16 protein-coding genes are annotated in these 19,252 nt (G+C 58.3%); 9 read left to right on the forward strand and 7 right to left on the reverse strand.

All coding sequences use genetic code 11. The annotated features are described in order from the left end of the window. Positions 1-39: 39 nt before the first annotated feature. Positions 40-945, reverse strand: a complete 906-nt coding sequence (locus PCPL58_RS13030) for a LysR family transcriptional regulator (RefSeq protein ID WP_024663379.1) — start codon at positions 943-945, stop codon at positions 40-42. A gap of 303 nt (positions 946-1,248) precedes the next feature. Between PCPL58_RS13030 and PCPL58_RS13035 the strand changes: the two genes are divergently transcribed. Further along, positions 1,249-2,130, forward strand: coding sequence for an alpha/beta fold hydrolase (locus PCPL58_RS13035; RefSeq protein WP_065349570.1), 882 nt, complete (start codon positions 1,249-1,251; stop codon positions 2,128-2,130). Between the two features lie 151 nt (positions 2,131-2,281). On the opposite strand, the gene PCPL58_RS13040 is transcribed toward PCPL58_RS13035, so the two are convergent. Both PCPL58_RS13040 and PCPL58_RS13045 read right to left on the reverse strand, forming a co-directional pair. Next, a complete protein-coding gene (locus PCPL58_RS13040; protein ID WP_065349571.1) occupies positions 2,282-4,504 on the reverse strand; it encodes an NADP-dependent isocitrate dehydrogenase in 2,223 nt (740 codons plus the stop codon). A 617-nt stretch (positions 4,505-5,121) separates the two neighbouring features. Beyond that, positions 5,122-5,406 (reverse strand): cold shock domain-containing protein, encoded by a 285-nt coding sequence (locus PCPL58_RS13045; RefSeq protein ID WP_032609879.1) that lies wholly within the window; start codon positions 5,404-5,406, stop codon positions 5,122-5,124. Positions 5,407-5,624: 218 nt separating this feature from the next. Here PCPL58_RS13045 and clpS point away from each other — a divergent pair, with 218 nt between their 5' ends. Then, positions 5,625-5,987, forward strand: a complete 363-nt coding sequence (gene clpS, locus PCPL58_RS13050) for an ATP-dependent Clp protease adapter ClpS (protein ID WP_065349572.1) — start codon at positions 5,625-5,627, stop codon at positions 5,985-5,987. A gap of 30 nt (positions 5,988-6,017) precedes the next feature. After that, the gene (clpA, locus tag PCPL58_RS13055; RefSeq protein WP_065349573.1) at positions 6,018-8,291 is read left to right on the forward strand and encodes an ATP-dependent Clp protease ATP-binding subunit ClpA; all 2,274 of its coding nucleotides are present in this window, start codon (positions 6,018-6,020) and stop codon (positions 8,289-8,291) included. Positions 8,292-8,408: 117 nt separating this feature from the next. Here the strand turns inward: clpA and infA are convergent, their stop codons facing one another. The 3 genes from infA to aat all read right to left on the reverse strand — a co-directional run bounded on the left by infA (position 8,409) and on the right by aat (position 10,174). Then, complete coding sequence (gene infA, locus PCPL58_RS13060; protein ID WP_002553999.1) at positions 8,409-8,627, reverse strand: translation initiation factor IF-1; 219 nt, start codon at positions 8,625-8,627, stop codon at positions 8,409-8,411. 101 nt (positions 8,628-8,728) lie between these two features. Next, entirely contained in the window at positions 8,729-9,436 is a 708-nt protein-coding gene (locus tag PCPL58_RS13065; protein ID WP_065349574.1) for an arginyltransferase, read from the reverse strand. Between the two features lie 48 nt (positions 9,437-9,484). Then, complete coding sequence (gene aat, locus PCPL58_RS13070; protein WP_044308822.1) at positions 9,485-10,174, reverse strand: leucyl/phenylalanyl-tRNA--protein transferase; 690 nt, start codon at positions 10,172-10,174, stop codon at positions 9,485-9,487. A 468-nt stretch (positions 10,175-10,642) separates the two neighbouring features. On the opposite strand from aat, the gene ftsK reads away from it, so the two are divergent. The 6 genes from ftsK (at position 10,643) to cysG (ending at position 18,155) form a co-directional block, all read left to right on the forward strand. Continuing rightward, on the forward strand, positions 10,643-13,048 hold the full coding sequence (gene ftsK / locus PCPL58_RS13075; RefSeq protein ID WP_003371765.1) for a DNA translocase FtsK: 2,406 nt from the start codon (positions 10,643-10,645) through the stop codon (positions 13,046-13,048). 76 nt (positions 13,049-13,124) lie between these two features. After that, on the forward strand, positions 13,125-13,748 hold the full coding sequence (gene lolA / locus PCPL58_RS13080; RefSeq protein ID WP_003371767.1) for an outer membrane lipoprotein periplasmic chaperone LolA: 624 nt from the start codon (positions 13,125-13,127) through the stop codon (positions 13,746-13,748). 18 nt (positions 13,749-13,766) lie between these two features. Continuing rightward, on the forward strand, positions 13,767-15,089 hold the full coding sequence (locus tag PCPL58_RS13085) for a replication-associated recombination protein A (RefSeq protein ID WP_003405078.1): 1,323 nt from the start codon (positions 13,767-13,769) through the stop codon (positions 15,087-15,089). Further along, positions 15,089-15,463, forward strand: a complete 375-nt coding sequence (gene crcB, locus PCPL58_RS13090; protein WP_003317947.1) for a fluoride efflux transporter CrcB — start codon at positions 15,089-15,091, stop codon at positions 15,461-15,463. Before PCPL58_RS13085 ends, crcB begins: the two co-directional genes overlap by 1 nt. A gap of 16 nt (positions 15,464-15,479) precedes the next feature. Then, on the forward strand, positions 15,480-16,760 hold the full coding sequence (gene serS, locus PCPL58_RS13095; RefSeq protein WP_003436002.1) for a serine--tRNA ligase: 1,281 nt from the start codon (positions 15,480-15,482) through the stop codon (positions 16,758-16,760). Further along, a complete protein-coding gene (gene cysG, locus PCPL58_RS13100; protein WP_003436001.1) occupies positions 16,761-18,155 on the forward strand; it encodes a siroheme synthase CysG in 1,395 nt (464 codons plus the stop codon). A gap of 50 nt (positions 18,156-18,205) precedes the next feature. Here cysG and PCPL58_RS13105 read toward each other — a convergent pair whose 3' ends face one another. Next, positions 18,206-19,204 (reverse strand): glutathione S-transferase family protein, encoded by a 999-nt coding sequence (locus PCPL58_RS13105; protein WP_058417280.1) that lies wholly within the window; start codon positions 19,202-19,204, stop codon positions 18,206-18,208. Positions 19,205-19,252 lie beyond the last annotated feature (48 nt).

The raw sequence follows: 19,252 nt of genomic DNA on the forward strand, positions 1-19,252 counted from the left end.
AATGGTCTCTTTGCAGGGGATTGGGTCAGCCGTAACAGCTTATTGGTGCTCGAACTGCAGGTCATGCCTCAGGGCGCTGACGCAGAAGTCCACAAAGGCTCGCACTTTGGATGAGCGACGACGGCCCTCCAGGTAAACAACGTGAACCGGTTCCGGCGTTATTTCGAACGTCTCCAGAACACACTTGAGCCTGCCTTCCTGCAGGTGATCGCGTATCTGATAGTACGGCACCTGGGTCAGCCCCCAGCCTTGTAATGCTGCGCTGATCGCCGCCTGATAAGACGTCAGGCTGAGTCTTGAGGCGACATCGACCGAATAATTATTGTCATCGATCCGGAAAAGCCATTGAGGCGGGCGTTCGGCGGTGGTGGTTGAAACCGTCGAATGCTGTCGCAAATCGTCGGGATGCTGCGGAACTCCATGCTTTTCGAGATAGGCCGGGGATGCGCAAACCATGCGCCGCACGCTACCTGTCGGGATTGCGGTCAGAGACGAATCGGGCAGGGCACCGATCCTGACGGCCACGTCGACGCCCTCATCGAGCATGGACACTACCCGGTCGACCAGAATGGCACGGATGTCCACAGCCGGAAAACGCTCGAGAAAGCTCGTCATTACGGGCACGACATGTAGCGCGCCGAACATCTGGGGTGCGGTGATCGTCAGCAGGCCGCCTGGCACTGCATGCAAGCCGCCTGCCGCGCTTTCAGCCTCATCAAGGTCGGCAAGCAGTCGGCGGCAATCAGCGGCGAAGCGCTGGCCCGCCTCGGTGAGCCGCATGTTGCGAGTGGTGCGCACCACCAGCAGGATGCCCAGGCGGCTCTCCAGACTCGCGACAGCCCGGGTTACCGTGGCGGTCGACAGGCCAAAGTGGCGGGCTACCCCGGCAAAACTGGTTTGCTCGGCAAGTCCGGCAAAAAGCGTCATTTCCTGAATACGGTCCATAGGCAGCCTGCTTGCCACGAAAGATGCGAAATCGTATCAGCATTTCAGAAATTGAAAGGGTGAATTGATTTTTGCGGTAATTCTGCAGTCCAGTCGCAATGACTAGGATGGCGACTCATTCATCCAGCCCGGTCAGACTCTGCTATGAAAAATTCCGGTTCAGTCGACGCTGAAAATGCCGCATCCGGTGTCAGTCGGCGCAAGGTTTTACAAGCGTCAGCGTTAGGCGCTGCTTCTGCTCTCGGGGCGTCGTTGGTGAGCGCCGCTTCTGCAAGCAATAAACCTCTATCCAGGGAAAGTGCAATGAGCATTGATGATGCCTTCCGCGTGACGTTTCACACTCAGCAGGTAGGGGACGTCAATGTGTTCTATCGCGAAGTCGGAGCCAGGGACGCCCCGGTGCTGCTGTTGCTTCATGGTTTCCCGAGTGCCAGTCACATGTTTCGTGACCTGATGCCATTGTTGGCGAGTCAGTACCGTCTGATCGCTCCCGATCTGCCCGGATTCGGTAATACCAAAGCACCACCGCGCGGGCAGTTCGATTACACATTCGAAAACCTTTACAAGGTAATCGAGGGCTTCACCGAGGCGCTGGGCCTGAAGAAGTATGCGTTATACATATTCGACTATGGCGCACCGACAGGTTTGCGGCTCGCAGCGGCGAACCCGGAGAAGGTCACCGCAATCATCAGTCAGAACGGCAATGCCTACCTGGAAGGATTCAGCGATCAATGGGGCCCGTGGCAAGCCTATTGGCGCGAGCCTTCGGCAGCCAATCGCGAAGCCTGTCGCGGCTCGCTGTCACCGCAAGTCATCCGGGACTGGCAATACGGTACGGGAGCCGATCCTGAAAAGCTTTCTCCCGATGGCTGCAACCTCGACATTCTGTATATGGCGCGGCCGGGCGCAGAAGAGATCCAGCTTGATCTGATTCTCGACTACCGCAGTAACGTAGCGGCTTACCCCTCGTTTCAGGAGTACCTGCGCAAATATCAGCCACCCTTGCTGGCGGTCTGGGGCAAGCACGATCCTGCGTTCATACCTCCGGGCGCGCATGCTTTTCGCAAGGACGTTCCGGCTGCTGAAGTGCATCTGCTGGATGCAGGCCACTTTGCATTGGAAACGCACGCGCCGGAGGTCGCCGAATACATTCGCGACTTTCTTTCGCGCGCGCTGAAAAACTGAAGGGGGCAATCATGTTCTTGAGCAGGGATCTCCCAGGCTTGCGAGATCACACCTGTAACTGAAATTTTTCATGGATAAAAAAATCCCCGGCAACAGGCCGGGGATTTTTTTGCGAGGCGGTGCATTTTTATGCACCGCCTCGGATTGCCTCTTAAAGCGCGGCGATAGCCGCGTTGAGCGTGGCGCTCGGGCGCATGGCCTTGCTGGTGACTTCCGGGTTAGGGAAGTAGTAGCCGCCAATGTCTACCGGCTTGCCCTGAACCGCGTTCAGCTCGGCAACGATTTTTTCTTCGTTGTCGGTCAGGGTTTTCGCCAGAGGTGCGAACTGCGCCTTGAGGTCTGCATCGTCGTTCTGAGCCGCCAGTGCCTGAGCCCAGAACAGGGTCAGGTAGAAGTGGCTGCCGCGGTTATCGATACCGCCGACCTTGCGCGAAGGCGACTTGTTACGGTCCAGGAACTCGCCAGTGGCCTGGTCGAGGGTCTTGGACAGAACCAGTGCTTTCGGATTGTTGTAGGCATGGCCCAGATGCTCGAGGGACGCTGCCAGAGCCAGAAATTCACCCAGCGAATCCCAGCGCAGGAAGTTTTCCTCGACGAACTGTTGCACGTGCTTCGGAGCCGAACCACCTGCGCCGGTTTCGAACAGGCCGCCGCCGTTCATCAGTGGAACGATCGACAGCATCTTCGCGCTGGTGCCCAGTTCCATGATCGGGAACAGGTCGGTCAGGTAGTCGCGCAGTACGTTACCCGTGACCGAAATGGTGTCCTTGCCTGCGCGAGTGCGTTCCAGGGTCAGCTTCATCGCGTCGACAGGTGACAGGATCTGGATATCCAGGCCCGATGTGTCGTGGTCGCCCAGGTACTTGCGCACTTTTTCGATCATCACGCTGTCATGGGCGCGGGACGAATCCAGCCAGAAGATAGCCGGGGTATTGCTGGCGCGGGCACGATTGACGGCCAGTTTCACCCAGTCCTGAATCGGCGCGTCCTTGGCCTGGCACATGCGCCAGATATCGCCCGCTTCGACCTTCTGCTCCATCAGCAGGTTGCCCTGGCTGTCAGTTACACGAACAACGCCGTTGGTCTGAATGTGGAACGTCTTGTCGTGGGAGCCATACTCTTCGGCCTTCTGAGCCATCAGGCCGACGTTCGGTACGCTGCCCATGGTGGTCGGGTCGAATGCGCCATTTTTCTTGCAGTCTTCGATGACTGCCTGATAGATGGTGGCGTAGCAGCGATCCGGAATCACGGCCTTGGCATCGTGCAACTGACCGTCTGTGCCCCACATCTTGCCGGAGTCACGAATCATTGCCGGCATTGAGGCGTCGACGATGACGTCGCTCGGCACGTGCAGGTTGGTGATGCCCTTGTCGGAATTGACCATCGCCAGCTGTGGGCGAACGGCGTAGACCGCTTCGATATCAGCCTTGATTTCTGCCTGCTTGTCAGCGGGCAGGCTAGTGATGCGCTCGTACAGGTCGCCGATGCCATTGTTCAGGCTGAAGCCGATCTGCTTGAGCGTATCAGCGTGCTTGGTCAGCGCATCCTTGTAGAACTCGTCGACGATCTGGCCGAACATCATCGGGTCGGAGATCTTCATCATGGTCGCTTTCAAGTGCACCGAAAACAGCACGCCCTGCTTGCGGGCGTCTTCGATTTCGGCAGCAATGAAGCTGCGCAGGGCCTTGGCGCTCATGACCGAGCAGTCGACGACTTCGCCAGCCTTGACGGCGGTTTTTTCCTTCAGAACGGTGGTGGTGCCGTCCTGAGCGACGAGTTCGATCTTGACGGTATTGTCGGCCGCGATCTCGGCGGCTTTCTCGCTGCCGTAGAAGTCGCCGTTGCTCATGTGTGCAACGTGAGCCTTGGAGTCAGCTGACCAGGCGCCCATCTTGTGCGGGTGCTTGCGCGCGTAGTTCTTGACCGACAGCGGGGCGCGGCGATCAGAGTTGCCTTCGCGCAGAACCGGGTTCACGGCGCTGCCCTTGGTCTTGTCGTAGCGTGCGCGGGTTTCTTTTTCCGCGTCAGTGGCAGGATTTTCAGGGTAGTCAGGGATGTTGTAGCCCTGATTCTGAAGCTCCTTGATGGTCGCCTTCAATTGCGGGACCGAGGCGCTGATGTTAGGCAGCTTGATGATGTTGGCTTCTGGCGTGGTAGCCAGTTTGCCCAGCTCGGCGAGATGATCCGGCACTTTTTTGTCGGCAAGCAATTCCGGGAAGCTGGAAAGAACACGGCCCGCCAGAGAAATGTCGCGTGTTTCCACGTCGATATCGGAGGTCGCTGTGAACGCTTCGATAATAGGCAGCAGGGAGTAGGTGGCGAGGGCCGGAGCTTCGTCGGTGAAGGTGTAGATGATCTTCGAGCGGTTGGACATTCGTATTAACTCTCTTTTGCTGAGCATGCACAAAATCTCGATACGCGCATTCTAAGCGCGCTTGCCCACGGTTCGGCCATGAGCCAGGTCGAGGTTTATTCGCGGTGATGTTGGGTGCATCAGTCGAGCGTCAAGCTGTCGGGTCAGGTAGCAGCCCGACGCATAAGGAAGGCCGAGGGTCAGAATTCGGACGGGTCGGCCTTGATGACTCTGCGGTCACGGCGCGAGTATATCAAACCATTGGCACCAAGCATTAATGCTATGCGAGCTATCGAAAAATGAATATCCGCCGTTGGTCGAACGTGCGGTTTGCCAGACAGGCAATCGGAGTGGCTGGCGCATCGGCCCCAGCAGGCCTGAAGGTAGGGCGAATTCGATGGGAGAGGGGCGAACTTCCATTGTACGGGCTGGGCTGCGCAGGCCATATGAACGTCCTGGAGTCTGGGCATCCGCGGTGCAACAACCGCTAATTCGATACCCTGTGGAGCGCGACGGGTATAAAGCAGACCAACATAGCTGTCTCTTTATGTGTCCGGCAAAGCTCATTGCGTGCTTCTGGCAGTTCGGCTGCTCTGATGGCTGCCGTTATACATCAACTGACTTTTTCAACACGAGCATCAGGCGTCCGCGTGAGCGTGGTCCTGCTGAAGCAGCGGCTGCGTGTCCTTTGCCGGATCCAGCTTTTTCTCTTCCGAGCTGTTGATTTTTATTGCCTGCAGCCCTTTAGGGCCGTGGGCGACTTCAAATCTGACTTTCTGGCCAGCCTTGAGGGTTTTGTAACCTTCCATTTCGATAGCCGAGAAATGAACGAACAGGTCCTCGTCACTCTTGCCTTCAGCGTTTATGAACCCAAACCCTTTTGCATTGTTGAACCACTTGACTTTTCCTTCAATCATCACCATCTCCCTCTGCAAAGGACTCCGTCAGGAGTATCATCCACTTCAATCCGCTGCCCACCCAAAAAATTTTGGTTGACTGTGCGGACCCTTTTTACCCAATGTGGGCTCTATTGGTTGTAACACCGTTTAGCTGATAGTCAAGGTCATGTGGCAGCCCATTTAAAAACCGTTCAGACTGCGACTAAATTGCTCAATCCGCCCTCAAACGAACATTTCTTTCCATGCATGCATTCAGCAAGATTCGACTAACATTCAATCAGGATGATCCGCAGTCGCACGAGGACGACTCGGCGGGCATTGCGGTGCAGGACGCCAAGCCGACCCTGCAGGCGCCACCGATGTACAAGGTGGTTTTATTCAACGATGACTACACCCCGATGGATTTCGTCGTAGAAGTGCTCGAGGTGTTTTTTAACCTGAATCGTGAGCTGGCTACCAAAGTCATGCTGGCCGTCCATACAGAGGGACGGGCAGTCTGCGGATTGTTTACCCGCGACATCGCCGAGACCAAGGCAATGCAGGTCAATCAATACGCCAGGGAGAGCCAGTATCCGCTACTCTGTGAGATCGAGAAGGACGGTTAAACGCCGACCACTTGGGTATGAGGTGAAGCTATGTTAAACCGTGAGCTCGAAGTCACCCTCAATCTTGCCTTCAAGGAGGCACGTTCGAAGCGTCATGAGTTCATGACGGTCGAGCATCTCCTGCTGGCTCTATTGGACAATGAGGCTGCAGCCACTGTACTGCGTGCCTGCGGCGCAAACCTCGATAAACTCAAGCATGATCTGCAGGAGTTCATCGACTCCACCACTCCGCTGATCCCCGTTCATGACGAGGACCGCGAGACACAACCGACGCTCGGGTTTCAGCGCGTGCTGCAACGGGCAGTCTTCCACGTGCAGAGCTCCGGCAAGCGCGAAGTGACCGGTGCCAACGTGCTGGTTGCGATTTTCAGTGAGCAGGAAAGCCAGGCCGTATTTCTGCTCAAGCAGCAGAGCGTGGCCCGGATTGATGTCGTCAACTATATCGCCCACGGTATCTCCAAGGTTCCAGGGCATGGCGAACACTCTTCTGAAGGTGAACAGGATATGCAGGACGACGAGGGCGGTGAAGCATCTTCCTCAGGCAATCCTCTGGATGCCTATGCCAGCAATCTGAACGAGTTGGCGCGTCAGGGGCGCATCGATCCACTGGTCGGCCGCGAAAGCGAAGTCGAGCGGGTGGCACAGATTCTGGCTCGTCGCCGCAAGAACAATCCTTTGCTGGTCGGTGAAGCGGGTGTCGGTAAAACGGCCATCGCCGAAGGTCTGGCCAAGCGCATCGTCGACAATCAGGTGCCTGACCTGCTTGCCAACAGCGTCGTCTACTCGCTCGATCTGGGCGCGTTGCTGGCCGGGACGAAATACCGCGGCGATTTCGAGAAGCGCTTCAAGGCGTTGCTCAATGAACTGCGCAAGCGTCCTCAGGCGATCCTGTTCATTGACGAGATCCACACGATCATCGGTGCTGGCGCAGCGTCCGGCGGGGTAATGGATGCTTCCAACCTGCTCAAGCCACTGCTTTCTTCCGGCGAGATCCGTTGCATCGGTTCGACGACCTTTCAGGAATTTCGCGGGATTTTCGAGAAGGATCGTGCCTTGGCGCGTCGCTTCCAGAAAGTCGATGTGTCCGAGCCTTCGGTCGAGGACACCATCGGCATCCTGCGCGGCCTGAAAAGCCGTTTCGAGCAGCATCACAGCATCGAATACAGCGACGAAGCCCTGCGCGCCGCCGCCGAGCTCGCCTCGCGCTACATCAATGATCGTCATATGCCTGACAAGGCCATTGACGTGATCGATGAGGCGGGTGCCTATCAGCGTCTGCAGCCTGTCGAGCAGCGCGTCAAGCGCATCGATGTGCCTCAGGTCGAAGACATTGTCGCCAAGATCGCGCGCATTCCGCCAAAACACGTCAACAGCTCCGACAAGGAACTGCTGCGTAACCTGGAGCGTGATCTCAAGCTCACCGTCTTCGGGCAGGATGCGGCCATCGATTCGTTGTCGACTGCGATCAAGCTGTCCCGTGCAGGTCTTAAATCGCCTGACAAGCCGGTCGGTTCGTTCCTGTTTGCCGGTCCTACGGGCGTCGGCAAGACCGAGGCGGCGCGTCAGTTGGCCAAGGCACTGGGCGTCGAGTTGATTCGTTTCGACATGTCCGAGTACATGGAGCGGCATACCGTTTCCCGTCTGATCGGTGCGCCTCCGGGTTACGTCGGTTTCGACCAGGGCGGTCTGCTGACCGAGGCCATTACCCGCCAGCCACATTGTGTGCTGTTGCTCGATGAAATCGAAAAGGCTCACCCGGAAGTCTTTAATCTGCTTCTGCAGGTGATGGACCACGGTAGGCTGACCGACAACAACGGGCGCAAGGCGGACTTCCGCAATGTGATCGTGATCATGACCACCAACGCCGGGGCTGAGTCTGCTGCGCGCGCTTCGATCGGTTTCACGCATCAGGACCACTCGTCCGATGCGATGGAAGTGATCAAGAAGAGCTTCACGCCAGAGTTCCGCAACCGTCTGGATACCATCATTCAGTTCGGTCGCCTCAGCCACGAAGTCATCAAGAGCGTGGTCGACAAGTTCCTCACCGAGCTTCAGGCCCAGCTGGAAGACAAGCGCGTACTGCTCGAAGTGTCCGAGGCGGCGAGAAGCTGGCTGGCGCAGGGTGGTTACGATGCGGCAATGGGTGCCAGACCGATGGCTCGCCTGATTCAGGACAAGATCAAACGGCCTCTCGCCGAAGAGATCCTGTTCGGCGAACTGTCAGAGCATGGCGGCGTGGTTCACATCGATATCAAGGATGGCGAGATCACCTTCGATTTCGAAACCACGGCAGAAATGGCCTGATAGCCGACGCCTCGCCCCGCCTCATTGACGGATGCGGGGCAGGTCGAGGACATCGATTGTAAAAAACAGGCATACAAAAACGCCCGGCTTATGCCGGGCGTTTTCGTTAATACCTGTTTAGCGAGCGCGGTAGGTGATGCGCCCTTTGCTCAGGTCGTAAGGCGTCAGCTCTACACGCACTTTGTCACCGGTCAGAATACGGATGTAATTCTTGCGCATCTTGCCGGAGATATGCGCGGTTACGACGTGCCCGTTTTCCAACTCCACGCGAAACATGGTGTTGGGCAGGGTGTCGACGACAGTGCCTTCCATTTCGAAGCTGTCTTCTTTCGACATGCAGTAAAGCCCTCGGTATACAAATGAGTGGCCCGGTGCAAGTGGCGCCAGGCAAAAGCGGCGTGCATTGTGCCCGAAAAAACCAGTTTAAGCCAAGGGGTTCAATACAGAGTGACCCATCTTTGATTGGTGAGCAGCTCGATGGGGCGATATTGAGTCTTGTAATTCATCTTTTTGCAGTTCTTGATCCAGTAGCCGAGGTACACCGCCTGCAGTTGCAGCCTGGCCGCTTCGGCGATCTGCCACAAAATGGCGTAACGGCCCAGACTGCGGCGTTCTTCATCGGGTTCGTAGAACGTATAGACCGCCGAAAGCCCGTTGGGCAGCAGGTCGGTGACGGCAACTGCCAGCAGACGTTGATCGACACGAAATTCGTAAAAGCGCGAGAAAGGCAGGTCGCGAACCAGAAATGTCGAAAATTGCTCCCGGCTCGGCGGAAACATGTCGCCGTCAGCGTGCCGTTGTTCAATATAACGCTGATAAAGATCGAAGTATTCCTGAGTGAAAACAGGTTTGGCGCTTTGCACCTGAATGTCGGCATTGCGTTTCAGAATACGTTTTTGCTGACGGTCGGGAACGAAGAGGTTTACCGGAATGCGTGCGGGTACACAGGCGCTGCAGTTCTGGCAGTGCGGGCGATAAAGGTGATCACCGCTGCGGCGAAAACCCATGTCCGACAGGTCGGCATAGACCTGTACATCCATCGGCTGGCTGGGGTCCAGAAACAGGGTCGTCGCCTGCTCTTCGGGCAGGTAACTGCAGGTGTGCGGTTGAGTGGCATAAAACTTCAGCCTCGCCAGCTCTGTCATGGTCGTCGCCTAATGGTGAATCCTTACCCATGAGTGTATGCCAGCCTGTCAAACTCGCCTAGCTGACCAGTCAGCGTCGGTCGGCTGATCAAGATGGCGGGACAGGTAATCGGCGAAAGTCTGCCGAGGAATGGCGCGCGCGCCGAAGCTGTGCAGATGCTGAGTGGGCATCTGGCAGTCGATCAACACAAATCCCCATTCAGTCAAATGCTCTACCAGGGTGGCAAAGCCGACCTTGGAGGCGTTATCTGCCCGGCTGAACATAGATTCGCCGAAAAACAGCTGCCCCATTGCCAGGCCATAAAGCCCACCGACCAGCTCATCCTGATCCCAGACCTCGACGCTGTGCGCATGTCCACGGCGGTGCAGCTCGATATAGGCCTCCTGCATCGAGCCGGTTATCCAGGTTTCGTTGGCATAACTGCGAGGGGCGGCGCAGGCCGTGATCACGCTGGCGAAGTCCTGATCGAAGGTCACCCGATAGCGCGACTGGCGCAGAACCTTGCCAAGACTTCGCGAGACGTGCAGTTCTTCGGGAAATAACACAGTGCGCGGATCGGGGGACCACCAGAGAATCGGCTGACCGTCCTGAAACCAGGGAAAGCAGCCGTGTCGATAGGCGCTGATCAGGCGATCGGCCGACAAGTCTCCGCCTGCGGCAAGCAAGCCGTTGGGTTCGCGGAGGGCTTTTTCCAGTGGCGGAAAATCGAGGCTGTTGCGGTTCAACCAGGTCAGCATGGCATCACAACTTTGCGGAAGGGGAGGGCGCACCTGTCTGTAAGTGCAACTCTGTGCGACAGGCGTGGTCACAAGCGGTTGTCATTATGGCGCGTACCTTGTGCATGCGGTAGGGCGCGAGTCTCGCAGCGGTCGTATGGTCGTTCAAGTTGCGGGCCGTTGATAGAAACACTCCATAAGCCTTTGTCACAAAACGTAATGCATGCTCAAATTGAACATCATCAGTGAAGGTGAAAGCATGTTGTGTCTTGCGGAACCGTCTGAAGTGGAGATGGTGTGTTTTCGTACAGACTCAAGTGGCTGTAAAGCCGTACAATGCCTGTTTTGGGCGTTATCATTCAAGCGTCTGTCGACAGGCTTTCCCGCTGTCTGCACTCCCTGTCCATTCGGGAGCCGTCAGTGCCGTCCGACAGCCGTTTCTGGTCAATCAACGAGATGTTCGCGCTACCGCGCAGGAAATAAAGCGTTTTGAAGAAATCCACCCCCGCACCCAGCGCTGTCCCGCTTTGGCGGCAGCAATTGCACTACCGGCTCAAGGAAGGGGCCCTGATCGCCTTCGGCGCACTGTGCCTGTATCTGATGATGGCCTTGCTGACCTACGATCAGAGCGATCCCGGCTGGAGCCACACCAGCAGCAATGCGGCGCAGGTTCAGAATGCCGCAGGGCGTGCAGGTGCGTTCTGTGCCGATATTCTGTTCATGGTTCTGGGCTACTTCGCCTACATCTTCCCACTGTTGCTGGCGATCAAGGCCTGGCAGGTGTTTCGCCATCGCCATGAGCCTTGGCAATGGAGCGGCTGGCTGTTTTCCTGGCGCCTGATCGGGCTGGTGTTCCTGATCCTCGCGGGTGCTGCGCTGGCGCATATTCACTTCCATTTTTCGGCCGGTTTCCCGGGTTCGGCAGGCGGTGTGCTGGGCGAAGTGCTCGGCGATCTGGCCAAGAAAGCCCTGAATATTCAAGGCAGCACCTTGCTGTTCATTGCCCTGTTTCTGTTCGGCCTGACGGTGTTTACCGACCTGTCCTGGTTCAAGGTGATGGATGTCACCGGCAAGATCACCCTCGATCTGTTCGAACTGTTTCAAGGCGCTGCGAACCGCTGGTGGACCGCCCGTGCCGAGCGCAAGCAGATGGTTGCGCAGTTGCGTGAGGTGGACATGCGTGTCAACGATGTGGTGGCGCCTGTGGCGCCCGATCGTCGCGAGCAGGCCAAGGCCAGAGAGCGCCTGGTGGAGCGTGAAGCGTCGTTGAGCAAACACATGACCGAGCGCGAAAAGCACGTGCCTGCGGTCATCGCGCCAGCGCCTTCGAAGCCTGTAGAGCCCAGCAAGCGCGTCATGAAGGAAAAGCAGGCCCCGCTGTTCGTGGACAGCGCAGTGGAAGGCACGCTGCCGCCGATTTCCATCCTCGACCCGGCAGAGAAGAAGCAGCTCAACTATTCCCCGGAGTCTCTGGCGGCCATCGGTCATTTGCTGGAAATCAAGCTCAAGGAATTCGGTGTGGAGGTGTCGGTAGACTCCATCCATCCCGGTCCGGTGATTACTCGCTACGAGATCCAGCCAGCTGCCGGCGTCAAGGTCAGCCGCATTTCCAACCTCGCCAAGGACCTTGCGCGCTCGCTCGCCGTGACCAGCGTTCGTGTGGTCGAGGTGATTCCGGGCAAGACCACCGTCGGTATCGAGATCCCTAACGAAGACCGCCAGATCGTGCGTTTCTCCGAGGTGTTGTCCACACCTGAATACGATAACGCCAAGTCGCCCGTCACCCTGGCGCTGGGCCACGATATCGGCGGCAAGCCGGTGATTACCGATCTGGCGAAGATGCCCCACCTGCTGGTGGCCGGTACGACCGGTTCCGGTAAATCGGTGGGTGTGAACGCCATGATCCTGTCGATCCTGTTCAAGTCCGGCCCGGAAGACGCCAAGCTGATCATGATCGACCCGAAAATGCTCGAGCTGTCCATCTACGAAGGTATTCCGCACCTGTTGTGTCCGGTGGTCACCGACATGAAGGACGCCGCCAACGCCTTGCGCTGGAGCGTTGCCGAGATGGAGCGCCGCTACAAGCTGATGGCGAAGATGGGCGTACGTAACCTGTCCGGCTTCAATCAGAAGGTCAAGGAAGCTCAGGATGCCGGCGAGCCGCTTGCCGATCCGCTGTACAAGCGCGAAAGCATTCATGACGAAGCGCCGCTGCTGAGCAAACTGCCGACCATCGTCGTGGTGGTGGACGAGTTCGCCGACATGATGATGATCGTCGGCAAGAAGGTCGAAGAGCTGATCGCGCGTATCGCCCAGAAGGCGCGTGCGGCGGGGATTCACCTGATCCTCGCGACCCAGCGTCCGTCGGTGGATGTGATCACCGGTCTGATCAAGGCCAACATTCCGACGCGTATGGCGTTCCAGGTGTCGAGCAAGATCGATTCGCGGACCATCATCGACCAGGGTGGCGCCGAACAACTGTTGGGCCACGGTGACATGCTGTACATGCCGCCGGGCACCAGCCTGCCGATCCGTGTGCATGGCGCGTTCGTTTCCGATGAAGAAGTGCATCGCGTGGTAGAAGCCTGGAAGCTGCGTGGTTCTCCGGACTACAACGACGATATTCTCGCTGGCGTCGAAGAGCCCGGCAGTGGCTTTGATGGCGGTGGCGGCGAAGGCAGTGAAGACAGCGAAAGCGACGCGCTTTACGATGAGGCCGTCAAGTTTGTGCTGGAAAGCCGTCGCGCCTCGATTTCTGCCGTACAGCGCAAGTTGAAGATCGGCTATAACCGCGCAGCGCGCATGATCGAAGCGATGGAAATGGCAGGGGTCGTGACCTCCATGAATACCAACGGTTCGCGCGAAGTCCTGGCCCCCGGGCCGGTGCGCGACTGATTTTTATCACCCCGTATTGCGGCGACGGCGTGCACGTCACGCTGTCGCATCATCATCGACTTCAAAGAGGAATCCAATGCGCCTTATCCGCATGCTGTTGGCCACCGCACTGACCTTCTCCATGATCCCCGCCCATGCCGACAGCAAAGACGTGGCGCGCCTGACTCAGTTGCTGGAGAAATCCCAGACCCTGACCGCTCGTTTCTCGCAACTGACGCTGGACGGTGGCGGTACCCAGTTGCAGGAAACCACCGGCGAAATGGCGCTGCAACGCCCAGGCCTGTTCAACTGGCATACCGATGCGCCACAGGAACAGTTGATGGTCTCGGACGGCAAGAAAGTCTCGCTGTGGGACCCTGATCTGGAGCAGGTCACGATCAAGAAGCTCGACCAGCGCCTGACCCAGACTCCAGCCTTGCTGTTGTCCGGTGATGTGTCGAAGATCAGCGAAAGCTTCGACATCACCGCGAAAGAGGCGGGTGGCGTGATCGATTTCGTGCTCAAGCCCAAGACCAAGGACACGCTGTTCGACAGTCTGCGCCTGTCGTTTCGCAACGGTATCATCAACGACATGCAGTTGATCGATAGCGTGGGTCAGCGCACCAATATCCTGTTCACCGGGGTCAAGGCCAACGAGTCGATCGCAGCCAGCAAGTTTCAGTTTCAGATTCCCAAGGGCGCTGATGTCATTCAAGAATAAAAGGGCCGATTTCTGACCATGGATCTGTTCAGCCGCGAACCGATAGCTCAGCCTCTGGCTGCACGTTTGCGTGCTACCAACCTGGATGAATATGTCGGTCAGGAACATGTGCTTGCCCACGGCAAGCCCCTGCGTGAGGCGCTGGAGCAGGGCGCACTGCACTCGATGATTTTCTGGGGCCCGCCCGGCGTCGGTAAAACCACCCTGGCGAAGCTTCTGGCCAAGGTGTCGGACGCGCACTTCGAGACGGTTTCGGCAGTGCTCGCCGGGGTCAAGGAAATCCGCCAGGCCGTCGAAGTCGCCCGTCAACAGGCCGGACAGTACGGCAAGCGTACTATCCTGTTCGTCGACGAAGTGCACCGCTTCAACAAGTCACAGCAGGATGCCTTCCTGCCTTACGTCGAGGACGGCACGCTGATCTTTATCGGCGCGACCACCGAAAACCCGTCGTTCGAACTCAACAACGCCCTGTTGTCCCGGGCGCGTGTCTACGTGCTCAAAAGCCTGGACGAGGCGGCGCTGCGCAAGCTGGTCAATCGTGCCCTGACCGAAGAGCGCGGGCTGGGCAAGCGGCAGCTGACCCTGAGCGATGAGGGGTTTGCGATTCTGATGTCCGCCGCCGATGGCGACGGTCGGCGCATGCTCAACCTGCTGGAGAACGCCTCGGATCTGGCCGAAGACGGCAGCGAAATCGATGTCGGGCTGCTGCAGAGCCTGTTGGGTGACAGTCGACGCCGCTTCGACAAGGGCGGCGAGGCGTTCTACGACCAGATATCGGCGCTGCACAAGTCGATTCGCGGTTCCAATCCCGATGCGGCCCTGTACTGGTTTGCGCGGATGATCGACGGCGGCTGTGATCCGCTGTATCTGGCGCGCCGCGTGGTGCGCATGGCCAGTGAAGACATCGGTAATGCCGATCCTCGCGCGCTGCCGTTGTGCATGTCCGCCTGGGATGTACAGGAACGCCTCGGCAGTCCCGAGGGCGAACTGGCGGTCGCGCAGGCCATTGTCTATCTCGCCTGCGCGCCGAAAAGCAACGCGGTCTACATGGCGTTCAAGGCGGCCATGCGTGAAGCGGGCGAGCACGGTTCGCTGGAGGTTCCGCTGCACTTGCGCAATGCGCCTACCAAGCTGATGAAGCAGCTCGGTTACGGTGAAGAATATCGCTATGCCCATGACGAGCCCGATGCTTATGCGGCTGGCGAAGACTACTTTCCAGACGAGCTGGAGCCACGGCAGTATTACCAGCCTGTACCTCGCGGTCTGGAACTCAAGATCGGCGAAAAGCTCAGGCATCTGAACGCATTGGACGATGCCAGCCCTCGTAAGCGGAGAAAGTGATGATTCAGACTATTCTTGCGGTGTCGATTGCCGGGATCGCTGGTACATTATTGCGCTTTGCGACTGGCACCTGGGTCAGCGCCAACTGGCCACGTTATTTTTACGCGGCGACGCTGGCGGTCAACATCGTCGGGTGCCTGATCATCGGTGTACTGTACGGACTGTTTCTGCTGCGTCCGGAAGTGCCCATCGAAATTCGTGCCGGCTTGCTTGTCGGCTTTGTAGGCGGTCTGACGACCTTTTCATCCTTTTCACTGGATACGCTGCGCCTGCTGGAAAGCGGGCAGGTACCGCTGGCCCTCGGCTATGCCGGTATCAGCGTATTCGGCGGGCTGCTCGCAACCTGGGCTGGCCTGTCCCTGACCAGACTTTGATAGACGAGAGAACGATATGCTCGATTCCAAACTGTTACGTACTCAACTTCAGGACGTAGCGGATCGCCTGGCTTCCCGTGGTTTCACACTGGATGTGGCGCGCATTGAATCGCTGGAAGCTCAGCGCAAGGTGGTGCAGACCCGCACCGAACAGCTGCAGGCCGAGCGCAATGCACGTTCCAAATCCATTGGTCAGGCCAAGCAGCGCGGCGAAGATATTGCGCCGTTGATGGCTGATGTCGAGCGCATGGGCAACGAGCTGAGCGAAGGCAAGGTCGAGCTGGACGGCATTCAGGCCGAGCTGGATGCGCTGGTGCTGAGCATCCCGAACCTGCCTCACGAATCCGTGCCGGTCGGTGCCGACGAAGAGGGCAACGTCGAAGTGCGTCGCTGGGGTACGCCGACGCATTTCGATTTCGAGGTCAAGGATCACGTTGCGCTGGGCGAGAAGTTCGGCTGGCTGGATTTCGAGACTGCCGCCAAGCTGTCCGGCGCGCGCTTTGCGCTGCTGCGTGGCCCGATCGCGCGTCTGCACCGTGCCCTGGCACAGTTCATGATCAATCTGCACATCAACGAGCACGGCTACGAAGAGACCTACACGCCCTATCTGGTGCAGGCTCCAGCGTTGCAGGGCACAGGTCAGTTGCCCAAGTTCGAGGAAGACCTGTTCAAGATCTCCCGCGAAGGCGAAGCCGATCTGTACCTGATCCCGACTGCCGAAGTATCGCTGACCAATATCGTGTCGGGTGAAATTCTCGATGCCAAACAGCTGCCTCTCAAGTTTGTTGCCCACACCCCTTGCTTCCGTAGTGAAGCGGGCGCGTCCGGGCGTGATACCCGCGGCATGATTCGCCAGCACCAGTTCGACAAGGTCGAGATGGTCCAGATCGTTGCGCCTGACGACTCCATGGCCGCGCTTGAGTCGCTGACCGGCAACGCCGAACGCGTGCTGCAACTGCTTGAACTGCCTTATCGCACGCTGGCGCTGTGCACCGGCGATATGGGTTTCAGTGCGGTGAAGACCTACGACCTGGAAGTCTGGATTCCGAGCCAGGACAAATATCGCGAAATCTCTTCCTGCTCCAACTGCGGTGATTTCCAGGCGCGTCGCATGCAGGCTCGCTGGCGCAACCCGGAAACCGGCAAGCCGGAGCTGGTCCATACCCTCAACGGGTCGGGCCTGGCGGTAGGTCGCACACTGGTGGCAGTGCTGGAGAACTATCAGCAGGCGGACGGTTCGATTCGTGTGCCTGAAGTGCTCAAGCCGTACATGGGCGGCCTTGAGGTCATCGGTTAAATGGAATTTCTGCCGCTGTTCCATAACCTGCGTGGCAGCCGGGTGCTGGTGGTTGGCGGCGGTGAAATTGCCCTGCGCAAATCACGCCTGATTGCCGACGCCGGTGCAGTGCTGCGCGTGGTTGCGCCGGAAGTCGAGGCACAACTGAGCGAACTGGTTGTCCAGAGCGGCGGTGAGATGATCCTGCGCGGATACAGCGAGTGCGACCTCGATGGTTGCGTGCTGATCATTGCGGCGACGGACGATGAGCCGCTCAATGCTCAGGTGTCCCGCGATGCCCGCTTGCGTTGCGTTCCGGTCAACGTAGTCGACGCCCCGGCGTTGTGTACGGTGATCTTCCCGGCCATCGTCGACCGCTCGCCGCTGGTGATCGCCGTGTCCAGTGGCGGCGATGCGCCGGTGCTGGCACGTTTGATTCGCGCCAAGCTGGAAACCTGGATTCCCTCCAGCTACGGGCAGCTCGCCGGACTGGCTGCGCGCTTTCGCAATCAGGTCAAAGGCCTGTTTCCGAATGTGCAGCAGCGCCGAGCGTTCTGGGAGGATGTTTTTCAGGGCGCCATTGCCGACCGCCAGCTGGCCGGGCAGGGTGCTGAAGCCGAACGTATGCTGATCGCCAAGATTGCCGGCGAGCCGCCTTCTGAGACCGGTGAGGTCTATCTGGTGGGTGCGGGTCCCGGTGATCCGGATTTGCTGACTTTTCGCGCCTTGCGCCTGATGCAGCAGGCGGATGTGGTGCTGTATGACCGCCTGGTCGCGCCAACGATTCTTGACCTGTGCCGTCGTGATGCCGAGCGTGTTTACGTTGGCAAACGCCGTGCGGAGCATGCCGTTCCGCAGGAGCAGATCAACCAGCAACTCGTGGCACTGGCAAAACAGGGCAAGCGAGTGGTGCGTCTGAAGGGCGGGGATCCGTTTATCTTCGGCCGTGGCGGCGAGGAAATCGAAGAGCTGGCGGCGCATGGCATTCCGTTTCAGGTGGTGCCTGGCATCACCGCTGCCAGCGGTTGCGCGGCGTATGCGGGTATACCGTTGACGCACCGTGATCATGCGCAATCGGTGCGCTTCATCACCGGGCACTTGAAAAACGGTACGACAGATCTGCCCTGGTCAGACCTTGTAGCGCCTGCGCAAACACTGGTGTTTTACATGGGGCTGATCGGTTTGCCGGTTATCTGTGAGCAATTGATCCGGCACGGTCGCTCTGCCGACACGCCTGCTGCGCTGGTTGAGCAGGGCACCACCGTCAATCAGCGTGTGTTCACGGGTACCTTGGCAAACTTGCCGCAACTGGTCGCCGAGCATGATGTTCATGCGCCGACGCTGGTGATCATTGGTGAGGTGGTCAAATTGCGTGAAAAGCTGGCGTGGTTCGAGGGCGCTCAGGCGACTCTCTAATGCCATTGGTGGGTAGCCCGTCCGGGCTATCCACCACTTCTCCGGCTACTTCAGTTGCTCCATACACCTTCACCGGAAAGTCGCTCACGATCGTGATCTGCCTGCAGATCGAGTGCTGGCCCCTTCGGTATGATGCCGGTCGGGTTGATGGTGCGATGGCTCCCGTAGTAATGCCCTTTGATGTGCTCGAAACTCACTGTCTCTGCGATTCCCGGCCACTGATAAAGCTCGCGTAGCCAGTTGCTGAGATTGGGGTAGTCCGCGATGCGCCGCAGGTTGCATTTGAAGTGGCTGTAATACACTGAATCGAAGCGCACGATGGTGGTGAACAGGCGTATGTCGGCTTCAGTGAGGTGTTTGCCTGTCAGGTAGCGCTTTTCGCCGAGCAGGTTTTCCAGCACGTCCAGTTCAGCGAACACATCGTCGAACGCCTCCTCATACGCGCCCTGCGAGGTGGCGAAACCAGCCCGGTAAACGCCGTTGTTGACCTTCGGGTAGATCTGCTCGTTGAGTTCGTCAATGCTCGCGCGTAACGCTTGCGGGTAGAAATCCAGCGTATTGCCGGTCAGCTCGTCGAATGCGGAGTTGAACATGCGGATGATTTCCGCAGATTCGTTGCTGACGATGCATTGCTGCTGCTTGTCCCACAGCACCGGAACGGTGACGCGGCCGGTGTATCGAGGGTCGTCGGCGGTGTAGCGCTGGTGAAGGAACTGCAGGTCATCCAGTGCATCGCCGCTGGAGCCTTTCTGCTGATCGAAGGTCCAGCCGTTTTCCAGCATCAGCCAACTGACCACCGAAACATCGATCAGGCTTTCCAGGCCCTTGAGCTTGCGCAAAATAAGCGTGCGGTGTGCCCACGGGCAAGCCAGAGACACGTAGAGGTGATAGCGGCCCGCCTGCGCAGCAAACCCGCCTGCACCTGACGGTCCCGGCTGTCCATCGGGGGTGACCCAACTGCGTCGCTGAGCATTTTCGCGCTGAAATGCGCCATCTTTGCTGCTTTCGTACCACTGGTCTTGCCAGTGTCCTTCGACCAGAAGGCCCATGTCTGACTCCCATTTCCAGGTTATAGAGCTTGGAGGTCAGCGCAGGTG

Source organism: Pseudomonas cerasi, from assembly GCF_900074915.1.
In the GTDB taxonomy this organism is placed as follows: Bacteria; Pseudomonadota; Gammaproteobacteria; order Pseudomonadales; family Pseudomonadaceae; genus Aquipseudomonas; species Aquipseudomonas cerasi.